Origin of the sequence: Corynebacterium sp. zg-331, from assembly GCF_014267345.1 — a bacterium.
Classification (GTDB): domain Bacteria; phylum Actinomycetota; class Actinomycetes; order Mycobacteriales; family Mycobacteriaceae; genus Corynebacterium.
Genome location: NZ_JACMYD010000002.1, coordinates 270,226 through 280,609 on the forward strand (window position 1 = coordinate 270,226; position 10,384 = coordinate 280,609).

Sequence of the window (10,384 nt, forward strand, 5' to 3'; positions counted from 1 at the left end):
GCGTAACAATACCACTGACAGAATCTACCCCAGTGAATAATTTTGTTAAAAATACTACTGCGGCGCCGGCGCGCCGTCGATCATCGCGCCGATCCAGTCCACCAGCCAGCGATCGGTGGTGGTACCGGGGAAAACGTGGGGGTTGGTGCCGTACTGCGCGTGCACCCCACCGGCCGCGATGAGGTCGCGCGCCCGCCCCAGGGCGTTACCCACATCACGCGGGGCGTCGCAGATGTGATCGTCCGGGGCGCACACCTGATACACGCGGTCGTCGAGGGCGCCGAAGCCGCCGCGCGGCCCGCGCATGGTGGCGCCGGGAACGATGGGCTGCACCACCGCGCTGAGCGGCTGCAGGGCCACCTCGGCGCCCACCCCGGTCACGGGGCTGCCCACGGCCACTCCTTGCCCCGGCACCCGCCGCCCATCGGCCACCAGCGCTATGCCGCGGATGCGTTCCGGGGGAACCGCAGCCTGCGGACCACCGAGCTCCTCCGCGAGGTCGCCCAACAACACCGCCCCCTGGGAAAAACCGGTCAACACGAAGTCCGTGCCGGGGCACTGCCGGTGGGTCTCCACCATCTCCGCACGCACCCGGTCGGTGCCCTGGGTGCGCGAGTCGTCGTAGCTCATCTCCGCGGGGGCGTTGATGTTGCGGAACTGCGCGGCATACGGCAGCGTCCATATCTTGACCCGCTCCTGCGGGTAACGCTCGCGCACGGGGGTGGTCACCGTGCGTAGGAAAGATAGCCGCGCGGCATGCGGATTCAGCGGGTCATCATCGGCCGCCGACTCCCAGGTGCCCGGGGCGGAGATGACCTCTACCTCGGGGCACCCCTCCGGTTGCCTCGGCGGGGCCTGCCCCGGGGCGGCCTGCTCGGCGGGCAGGGGATCATCCTGGCCGGGCGGGGCCTGCCACCACCGCAGCGCCCCCACTCCGATGAGCGTTAGCACGACCACCACCGCGAGAACCGTGAGAACCTTTCGCATCCTCTTTATCGTAGCGGTTCTAGCAGTATGCCTTCCGTGCGGCGGATTCGATCAGCTCCGTGGCCTTCTGGGCATCCAGCTTCGTCAGGCCCTGCTCCGCGAGCTGCCCGCCAATGGCCTGCGCCGTGGCGTCCGCTCCCGGTTCCGCGTTGCCCTCCGTCGCCGCAGTGCACACGGATTGCGCCGCGGCGATGAGCTGATCGGCGACCTTCTGTGTGTCCACGCCGCCGTCGGCCACGAGGTCGAGGTAGTCCCGCTCCTCGGGGGTGGTGGCTCCCTGCGGCTCGGGCAGGGACTCGATCTCCCGCGCCCCGGAGTCGTGCCCGAGCGCCTGATCGGCGGCGGGCTGCGCGGCGCTTCTCGACGCCGTGCTGTGCCCCGAGGCAACCGCGCTCTCGGGCTGCGCCGAGGCGGACGGGCCGCGGGTGAGCGGGGCCACCGACTCCCCGCTACCGTCGCCCCCCTCGACGGTAGTACCACCGCAGGCCGCCAGGCCCGCGCCCATCGCCACGGCCATGACGGCCAGCGCTCGGCGGCGCATCAGGGACGCTCCTTGTGCACCTGGCCGTTGATCTGACTGATCTTGCCGTGCTGGAACTCCACGTATTCCCCGCCGGCGGGGATCTGTTCCTGATCGGCGGTGGGCCAGCCGAAGGCGCCCTGCTCCCACTTGTCCTCGCCCCAGGCGTCGAAGATCGCGCCATAGCGGATTGCGTGGGCCCCGGAGGCCTCCGAGTGATAGATGTTGCCGTGCTCGAACTGCTGAAGCGCCCCGCCCGGAATGCGGATCACGTTGGAGGTGGGCATACCCAGCCACGAGGCCGCCGCGCCGAGTTGCGCGTACTTCTGGCCGATGGGACCGCTGAGACGGAAGGCCTTGGCGTCCTTCCCCTCGCCGGTGGTCACGATCACCCCGTTCTGGAACTGCTGCACCTGAGACGCCCCGGACTCCACGGCGTCCGAGATCGGGTAGCCCAACTCGCCGGTCTCGTAGTTGGCCCCGCCCCAGGCATCCATCATCGTCGCGCTCACGGGGAAGGCCCCCGTCTCCTGCGACCAGTAGATGGCTCCGTGCTCGAACAGCACGTACTTGCCCTTGCCGTCCGGGGAGCCCAGCTCGGTGGAACGCGGGAAGCCCAGCCACGAGGCCGGTCCTCCCAGCTCAGCGTACCGGGCGTTGATGCGCCCGAAGAGCACGTGGGCCCCGGTGGGCTCGGACCAGTAGGCCGTGCCTCCCTGGAAGTCCTGAGCCTTGCCCGCGCCACCGGCCACGTCGTACTCGTTGTTCACGCAGGAACCGATGGCCCCGTCCTTGGTGGCCTCCGCGATCGCGCCGATGGGGGCGCACTCCGTGCCGCGATCCCCGGCCTGCACGCCCAGGGCATCCGCGATCAGCGGCCACGCCTGGGTCATCTCAAACTGCCAGTAGTGCCAGGAGTGGATGCCCGCGTCGCGGAAGCGGGCGGTAACGTCCACTCCCGCCTTCTTGGCGTGATTGACAAAGGTCTGGGTGGTCATGCGCGAGACGGCCTCCAGGCCCATGCCCGTCATCCGGGCGGCGGGTTCGGGCACCGTGACCTGGCCTTTTTCCTCTCGGCCGGAACCCGCGGAGACGTATACCGGGGTGCCTTTGAGCGCCGCCAGTCCGCGCTTGGGATCATGATTCTTCCACTCCTCCGAGCCGTAGGGGCCCCACATCTTGGTGGCGCTGTATCCCCCGGCGTCCGACATCGCCGCGCTGATCGCCGCGGGCATGCCCGGGGTGGTGGTGTCCAGGTACCCGGAGAAGGACCCCACGAAGCCGAACAGGCCCGGGTTGTGTGCCGCCAGGTTCACCGCAGCGGTCGCGCCCATGGAAATGCCGGTGATGGCGCGCTGACCGTTGGCGCGGAAGCCCTTGTCCAGCACCGGGATCAGCTCCTTGATGAGGAAGCTCTCCCACTGGTAGCGGCGGCCGTTATCCTCCTCCCGCCAGTCGGAGTAGAACGAGGACTCGCCCCCCACGGGCAGGATCACGTTGACGTTCTTGTCGGAGTAGAACTGCTCGATGTTGGTGGCGCTGGTCCAGCCGTTCTCATCGTCGCGGGCGCGCATCCCGTCGAGCGCCCACACCTCGGGGAAGGTGCGATCCGGCTGCGAGTGCCAGTCCCGGGCCAGCAGGATCTGCACTTGCACCGGGTTCTGCGGCATGGACGGGGAATTGATGTACACCGCCACCCGGCGGCTGCTCAGCCACTCCACGCGATCCACGCTCACGCCCTCCGGCAGCCCCTGGATCTGGGGGACGTCGGTGCGGCTCGGCGCGGGCTGGTGGGAATCGCCCGGCTTGATGTAATCCGAGAGGCTGATGGGGAGGCTTGGCAGAGCGTTCGCCGGGGCGATCCCGCCGAGGGCGAGCGCTACGACGGTGGGGATTGCCGCGGCGGCAATCCGGAAGGAGCGCCGCTGCGGCGCGGAGGATGCGGTATCTCGCATGTGATCCTTGTCCTTTACTTCTCAGTGGTGGTCCGCCGAGCAGCGAAAGTTCCCCTCTTCCGTTGCCCTATCTACACACAGTCTAGTCAAGTTTAAGTTGAACTTGAGGGTTTGCCGCGCAGACACGCGGGCGCGTCGCGGCGCAAAAAAGGGCCGCAGGTCTTCCCCGCGGCCCCGGCCGAATCCCTCGCTACTGCGGGCGCTAGGCGCCCAGCGCCTGCAGGATCCGCCCGCGATTCTGGTTCATCACGTCGTTCCACAGCGGCCAGTTGTGCAGGCCCACCGGCGGATAGACCTCCGTGTCCACCACTCCCTCCAGGCGGGCCTTGCCGCTCCACAGCTGCGTGGAGGCGCGCGAGACCGCCTCCAGGCCTCCGCCCACCACCAGGCTCCAGGGGTCCTTAAGATCGTCCTCGCGGGGCAGGCCGCTGCCAGCCACCACCACCACGTCGGAGTCGCGCAGCCCGCCCATGTTCATGAAGGGATCGTTCTCCGCACGCTTGGGGCTCATGAGGGAACCATAGAGGTTGTTTATGTTGAAGCCGCCCATGCCCAACAGCATGAGGCCCATCACCGAATACGCCCCCGGCACCGTCAGGGTGAGATAACCGGACAGGGAAAACACCTGCTTGAACTGCGCCGGATACTTGGCGGCCAGGTTCATCGCCCCGGTGGCGCCCATGGACATGCCCGCGATGGAGTTGTTATTGCGCGCCACGCCGAAGTGCGCCTCCAGATACGGGGGCAGCTCCCGGGTAAGGAAAGTCTCGTAGCGGTAATCCGGGTTCAGGGGCAGCTGCATTCCCGGGAGGGGAAGAGTACTTCCCTCCGGGACGGGAAGCCCGTTGGCGGGGCCGTTCCAATCCGCGTAAAAGGAACCGCGGCCCCCGGTGGGCATGACCAGGGTGATGTTATCGTTCTCGAAGGTCTTGTAGACGGTGGAATCCTTCACCCAGCTGTTCGGGTCCTCCACGGTCAGGCCGCCCAGGAGATAAAGACCACCGTTGCCGCCGCGCGAGGCGGGACGGATCTGCACGGGGATGTGCTTGTTCATGGAAGGCGACCAGACATCGCAGCGCTGAATCCAATGCAGCGCGGGATCCCACTCGCAAGTACCGGTGGAGTCCGGACGCAGCCAATCCCGGTTATCGGCGTGTGCCCGCGCCTGCGGGCCGACGACCATCATTGCCACGGAGGCGAGCACCGCCACCAGGACGGCCGCCACTACTCGATCCACCCGAGGCCCGACTCCGGCTTCTCCACTGCGCATTTTTTACTTCCTCACGTTATCCCTTTGCCGTCATGCGGCCCTGGCACGTCCGTCTCCGCGACACCGGCGCACCCCGCGACAGCCCCTTTAAATATTAACAGCAATCACATAGACCACAGAAGCAACATTTCCGCTCGGCTTTCGGGCCGAGCACACCCCCGAGCGCACCCTCCCGAATCGGGTGGGCTACGCCGCGCCCATGACCTCCAGCACGCGCGGGCGCACATGGTTATTGAGCTGATCCATCCACAGGTTCCAGTTGTGCAGACCCAGCGCCGGATAATTCTCCGTGACGCTCACCCCCGTCAGCCGCGCCTTGCCCGACCAGATCTGGCTAGAAGCCCGGGAGATGATCTCCAACGGGGAACCGGCCGCGATATCCTGCGGGGGCAGCTGATAATCCACCGGGGCCGGAAGCCCCGACGCGGCCGCCACGTACACATCGGTGCCGCGCAGCCCCTCCATATTCAGCAGGGGGTCGTTGGCGAAGCGCCGGGGGCTCATCACCGAGCCGTACATATCGTTGATGTTCAGGCCCACCTGCATCATCACCACCCGCATCAGGCTTTGGGCCCCGGGCAGGGTGTTAGTGAGGTACCCGGACAGGGAGAACACCTGCTTGAACTGCTCGGGATGATTAGCCGCCAGGGTCATGGCCCCGGTGGCACCCATCGAGATACCCAGGATGGAATTGCGGGAGGGCGATACCCCGAAGTGCTGCTGCAGATACGGCGGGAGCTCCCGGGTCAGGAAGGTCTCCCACTGGTAGTTCACCGGATCGGTGACGTCGGACTTGGCGGGGGCGTTCCAATCCGCGTAGAAGGAACCCGGGCCGCCCACCGGCATGACCAGGGTAACGTTATCGTGCTCGAACACCGCCGGGGCGTTGGGCACGTTCATCCACCCGTTGGTTTCCTCCGTGGCACGCAGACCGTCCAGGAAGTACAGGCCAGCGTCGCCGCCGCGTTCGGCGGGCTGGATCTGCACGGCAATATTGCGCCCCATCGACGGCGACCACACGTCGCAGCGCTGCACCCAGTAGCCGTGGGGGTCCCACTCGCAGGTGCCGGTGGCATCGGGCCGCAGCTGATCGCGGTTGGCGGCCTGTGCCTGCCCCGTTCCCACGGCCATCATCCCCAGGGCGGCAAGCATCGCGCCCACTACCGCCACCGCCGCGCGCGGCGCAAAGCGCAAACCAGACTTCATGGATATGCCTCTCTTTGTACTATCCCTATCGGCGGCACTCCGTCCGGGAACACCGCGCGTTCTTTTCTTCTCATCGGCCACAATCGCCTCACCGTTACACACCGGGAAACAACCGAGGTCCCGGCACACGATCCGGCCCGCTACACCAGGGCCGGCACCACGTACACCGCGAGCACGATGCACAGGATCCACAGGCCCGCCAGGGCCTGCAGCACCCGATCGGACAGGGCCAGCTCGTCCGGGGCTCCGCCGTCGCCGCGATCAACGTCGGCCGCATAGCGCAGGATCGCGATGGCAAAGGGCACCATGGAGATCTGGTACCACACCCCGGAGGAGGAAGCCACGGTGGTGGACATCTCGAAGCCCCACAGCGCATAGCTCATCACCACGGAGGTAGCCGCCAGCGTCCACACAAAACGCAGGTAGGTGGGGGTATAACCGCGCAGAGACTTGCGGATCTTCGCCCCCGTGCGCTCGGCTAAGAGCAGCTCGGAATAGCGCTTGCCCGCGGCCATGAACAGGGAGCCAAAGGCCGCCACCAGCAGGAACCACTGGGACAAATTGATGCCCGCGGCCACGCCCCCGGCCATCGCGCGCAGCATGAAGCCGGAGGACACCAGGGCGATGTCGATCACCGGCTGATGCTTCCAACCAAAGCAATAGCCCAGCTGCAGCGCGATGTAGACCGCGGCCACGATCGCCAGGCCGTAGCCCGAGGAGGCCAGCAGGGAAACCCCCAGGGAGGCCAAGATCAGCACCACGGCCATCGCGTAGGCCATGCCCACCGGCAGCACCCCGGCGGCGATCGGCCGGAAGCGCTTGGTGGGATGCTGACGATCCGCCTCTACGTCGCGGGCGTCGTTGATGAGGTAGATGGAGGAGGCCGCCAGGCAAAACACCGCAAAGGCCAGGGCGACGTCGATCAAGGTGCGCCCATCGAGCAGTTCCTCGGCCCCGGCGGCGGCGGGGGCCGCCACCACCAGCACGTTCTTCACCCATTGCTTGGGGCGCAGCGCCTTGATCATGCCGTCCGCCAGATTCCTGGGCGGACGGCGCCTCTTCGTGTCGTCGATGCCCTCGGTATGCGGTTCCGAGCCGAAAATGCCCGTCGTCTGCTCCGTCACGCGCTGCGCCCTTCCTCTCCTGCTGCCTTCATCGCGGCCGCGCCGATCGCGGCGCCGAGTGCGGCACCCGTGGCCACATCCGTGGGGTAATGAACCCCCAGCACCATACGCGAGACCATCATCACCGGCACAACGAGCAGCGGCGAGCGCCGCCCCGTCAGCCGGGACACCGCCACCGCGGTGGCCGCCGTGGAGGTGGCGTGGGAGGAGGGAAAGCTCAGCTTGGAGGGGGTGGACACGCCCACCCGGATGCGCGGGTCGTGCGGCCGCTTGCGCCGCACCACCCGCTTGATGGCGATCGACGCCGCGTGGCTTACCACCGCCGCCGCCCCCACCCGCAGCCACTGGCCCCGGCGAGGGGCGTCCACGCCCGCGCCCACCGCGGCGATCCCCATCCACCCCAGGGCGTGCTCACCGAAAGCACTCAGACCCCGCGCGGCGGGCAGGACGCCGGGGCGCTCCGCGAGCGCCCCCTGCACCGTCACCAGGACGTCCGCCTCCATGCCATCGCTACGCATCGAAGATCTCCCCCCAGGCCGCGCGGCTGGTGAGCTCGGGCAGGGCCGCGCGATACTCGCCCCGCAGCTGGTCGAAGCGGACGGCCAGCTCCTTGTGCAGGCGCAGCGTCTCACGCACCAGCTCGGTGGCCTGCTGCCGATCCCGCTTGCGGAAGGTCACGCCCTTGCCGTCGGCGGTGGTCACCGTCGCGCTGTCCAAGCGGGACAGGGAGAACCAGCGGGCCTCGTGCTTGCTCAGGTGGGCCTGCGGCACCTCGTGATGCTGGGCCTGGGCCGGGCGCGCGGAATGAGCCAGACCCTTGGCCAGCCACCGCAGCTTCTTCACCGGGGCCAGCCTGCCGCCGATGTCGTGCGTGGGCACCCCGCCCGGCAGCCCGGAGGGGTCGGGCAGCGACGCCGCCGAGGCCACCACCTGCGCGTCCGGGTACTGCTTGCGCAGGGCGTTGATGCGCGGCAGGGAGCTTTCCAGGATCTCGAAGAGGCGATCCGGCCCGGCCAGGAAGTCCTTGAGGGCCTCGATCTGGATGGCCAGGGTGGAATACTCCAGGCACATGGCGTGCTTGAAAACAGACTTGCGCAGGGACGTGATGATGCCCTTGACGTCACCCTGGTGATACATGGCCGCCACGATCAGGCGGTTGCGCAGGTGGAAGTACGCCTGCCAATCGATCGCGTCGTCCTTATCCGCCCAGGACATATGCCAGATGGCCACGCCCGGCCAGGTGGCCGTGGGGAAGCCCGCCTCCTTGGCGCGCAGGGAGTACTCCGTGTCATCCCACTTGATGAACAGCGGCAGGGGCTGGCCGATCCGCTCCGCCACCACCGTGGGGAACAGGCACATCCACCAACCGTTGTAGTCCACGTCGATGCGACGGTGGATGTCGCGGGAGGTCACGGTGCCCGGCGGGTCACCGTGCCTGCCCAGGTCGTTCATGGGGTGCTGGGCGAAGTCGTGATCGTAATGCACGTTCGGGGCCGGCGACCACATGAAGTCCGCGTGGTTGACCACCTCACCCATGGTGCGCAGCTCGGAGCGCTGCAGCAGATTGAGCATCTGCCCGCCCACGAAGATCGGACGCGCGGCGTAGCGCGCCACCTGCACGGCGCGCAGGATGGCGTCCGGCTCGATGGCGATGTCGTCGTCCATGTACAGGATGTAGGGGCTGCTGGGGGTTTTCTCCCCCAGCGCCTCGTACATGATGCGGGAGTACCCGCCGGAACCACCCAGGTTGCCCTGACGGAACTCGAAGAAGCGCTCCCCGAAGTGCCCGGTCACCTCCTTGTAGCCGGGCTCGTCCGCCGGGTGCTGGTTACCTTGATCCGGCATGAGCACAGCGCTGATGATCGCGTCCACCTCCGGGTCGGAGGCCAGCGCCTCTAGGGCCGCCACGGCGTCCGCCGGGCGGTTAAAAGTGGGAATGCCCACCGTCACAGACTTCTCGAACGGCCCCACCTGGGTGCCATCCGGCATGGTCTGCGGCCCCGGGGCCTGCGGGGCGTACCAGCCGCCACCGGTGAGCGTCACCGACGACTCCGCCGTGACGTCAAACCAATACCAACCGCCGTCCTCGAAGGGGGCCAGGGGCAGCACGAACTCCGCGGCACCATCGACGACCTCAGCGGCATCCACCGCGATGCGCCCGCCGTCGAAGCGGGAACGGTAGACGTCGATGCGCGCGGCGCCGCGCGCCTCCACCCGCAGCACCACTGAATCCAGCTGGGACCAGCGCCGCCAATAGCTCGCGGGGAAGGCATTGAAATACGTCTCAAAGCTCAGCTCCGCACCGGCCGGAATGGTGACGCTGAGGCGATCCGGGCAGGTGATCCGCTCGTGCGTCTGATGCGTCTCCATGTAATACAGGCTGCGCACGTCCGCCGGCTCGCCGCGCTTGGGCATGAGCAGGCGCTGAAGCTGCTCCACCGCGGTGGCCTCCGCGTTCTGAGGTGTGGTCTTGGGGGTCTCGCTCACGATGCTGTTATTCGCCTTCCCGTCACGGACGTTCTTCTCGCCACTATTATCGCCCCTCCAAGACTAATTGGTTACCGTGGCAGGGGCCGTCAGGCACGGCTGTCGCCCGACCGCAGACGCGCGAAAGGCCCCAACCCACTGCTCAGAGCGGATTGGGGCCGTGGCTTTGCGCCCACCGGGGCGGCCGTCTAGGCGGCGAGGACGTCAGTCATGCCGCCACCAAGGCGGTACTCCAGCTCCTCGACGGCCTCGCGCTCGATCAGCGCCGTACGCAAGGGCGCGGAGCTGGACTCCCATCGGTGGGCCACCTCGTTGAGGGTGGCGTCGATGAGGCCAATGGACAGCTCGGCACCGAAGCGGGCGTGAAGGTCCATCCGCACGCTCCAGAGGCGATCAATCTTGGTCATGGTTTTCACGATCCTTTCCTTCAGATGCACGTTGGAAGCTTCCGTTTGTTTACTGGTTGTTCACCTTAGCCCCACCAGCCACGCAACGCAAGGTGTTTCAAATAATGGGAGGTTCAAACCGTTTTTCCGCCCAGAGGCGAGCGACACACCTCGACCCCCAGGCCCCTTGAGCAGCGCGGTAGCCCACCAAGGAGACCTCATAACATAAGGTGCACACATAACTATCCAGCCGGAAGATGCCCCTCCACCGCCTCCAGGCATCCGCTGCGCGATGCCACGCTGCGCAAGCACACGCGTGGAGTGAGGCGTCCTTGGGGTGTGAGAGTGCACGAGCTAAATAGGAGATAATGGGGCCCATGGGCACTATGAGGTTTGATCAAGAGACCAAGGACCGTGCGCTGCGCTTGTATTACGAGGCGGTTGCCGAG

9 protein-coding genes are annotated in these 10,384 nt (G+C 67.2%); all 9 read right to left on the reverse strand.

The features are described 5' to 3' along the window. Positions 1-54 precede the first annotated feature (54 nt). The gene (locus H7347_RS04520; RefSeq protein ID WP_152821720.1) at positions 55-987 is read right to left on the reverse strand and encodes a cutinase family protein; all 933 of its coding nucleotides are present in this window, start codon (positions 985-987) and stop codon (positions 55-57) included. 19 nt (positions 988-1,006) lie between these two features. Further along, positions 1,007-1,528, reverse strand: a complete 522-nt coding sequence (locus H7347_RS04525) for a DUF732 domain-containing protein (RefSeq protein ID WP_152821721.1) — start codon at positions 1,526-1,528, stop codon at positions 1,007-1,009. Next, complete coding sequence (locus H7347_RS04530) at positions 1,528-3,462, reverse strand: alpha/beta hydrolase-fold protein (protein WP_152821723.1); 1,935 nt, start codon at positions 3,460-3,462, stop codon at positions 1,528-1,530. Before H7347_RS04530 ends, H7347_RS04525 begins: the two co-directional genes overlap by 1 nt. Positions 3,463-3,664: 202 nt before the next feature. Further along, entirely contained in the window at positions 3,665-4,732 is a 1,068-nt protein-coding gene (locus H7347_RS04535; protein WP_152821725.1) for an alpha/beta hydrolase family protein, read from the reverse strand. Between the two features lie 186 nt (positions 4,733-4,918). After that, a complete protein-coding gene (locus H7347_RS04540) occupies positions 4,919-5,938 on the reverse strand; it encodes an alpha/beta hydrolase family protein (RefSeq protein WP_152821726.1) in 1,020 nt (339 codons plus the stop codon). 140 nt (positions 5,939-6,078) lie between these two features. Beyond that, positions 6,079-7,062 carry a decaprenyl-phosphate phosphoribosyltransferase gene (locus H7347_RS04545; protein WP_186337242.1) on the reverse strand — a complete coding sequence of 328 codons (984 nt, stop codon included), beginning with the start codon at positions 7,060-7,062 and terminating at the stop codon, positions 6,079-6,081. Next, a complete protein-coding gene (locus tag H7347_RS04550) occupies positions 7,059-7,580 on the reverse strand; it encodes a phosphatase PAP2 family protein (protein WP_152821728.1) in 522 nt (173 codons plus the stop codon). The genes H7347_RS04545 and H7347_RS04550 overlap by 4 nt, the downstream gene beginning before the upstream one ends. After that, on the reverse strand, positions 7,573-9,552 hold the full coding sequence (locus H7347_RS04555) for a glycosyltransferase (protein WP_370513912.1): 1,980 nt from the start codon (positions 9,550-9,552) through the stop codon (positions 7,573-7,575). Before H7347_RS04555 ends, H7347_RS04550 begins: the two co-directional genes overlap by 8 nt. Before the next feature lie 185 nt (positions 9,553-9,737). After that, positions 9,738-9,956 (reverse strand): hypothetical protein, encoded by a 219-nt coding sequence (locus H7347_RS04560; protein WP_152821730.1) that lies wholly within the window; start codon positions 9,954-9,956, stop codon positions 9,738-9,740. Positions 9,957-10,384 lie beyond the last annotated feature (428 nt).

Coding starts and splice junctions, on each gene's coding strand:
- H7347_RS04520 (WP_152821720.1), bottom strand. CDS start 987: ATGCGAAAGGTTCTCACGGTTCTCGCGGTGGTGGTCGTGCTAACGCTC.
- H7347_RS04525 (WP_152821721.1), bottom strand. CDS start 1,528: ATGCGCCGCCGAGCGCTGGCCGTCATGGCCGTGGCGATGGGCGCGGGC.
- H7347_RS04530 (WP_152821723.1), bottom strand. CDS start 3,462: ATGCGAGATACCGCATCCTCCGCGCCGCAGCGGCGCTCCTTCCGGATT.
- H7347_RS04535 (WP_152821725.1), bottom strand. CDS start 4,732: ATGCGCAGTGGAGAAGCCGGAGTCGGGCCTCGGGTGGATCGAGTAGTG.
- H7347_RS04540 (WP_152821726.1), bottom strand. CDS start 5,938: ATGAAGTCTGGTTTGCGCTTTGCGCCGCGCGCGGCGGTGGCGGTAGTG.
- H7347_RS04550 (WP_152821728.1), bottom strand. CDS start 7,580: ATGCGTAGCGATGGCATGGAGGCGGACGTCCTGGTGACGGTGCAGGGG.
- H7347_RS04560 (WP_152821730.1), bottom strand. CDS start 9,956: ATGACCAAGATTGATCGCCTCTGGAGCGTGCGGATGGACCTTCACGCC.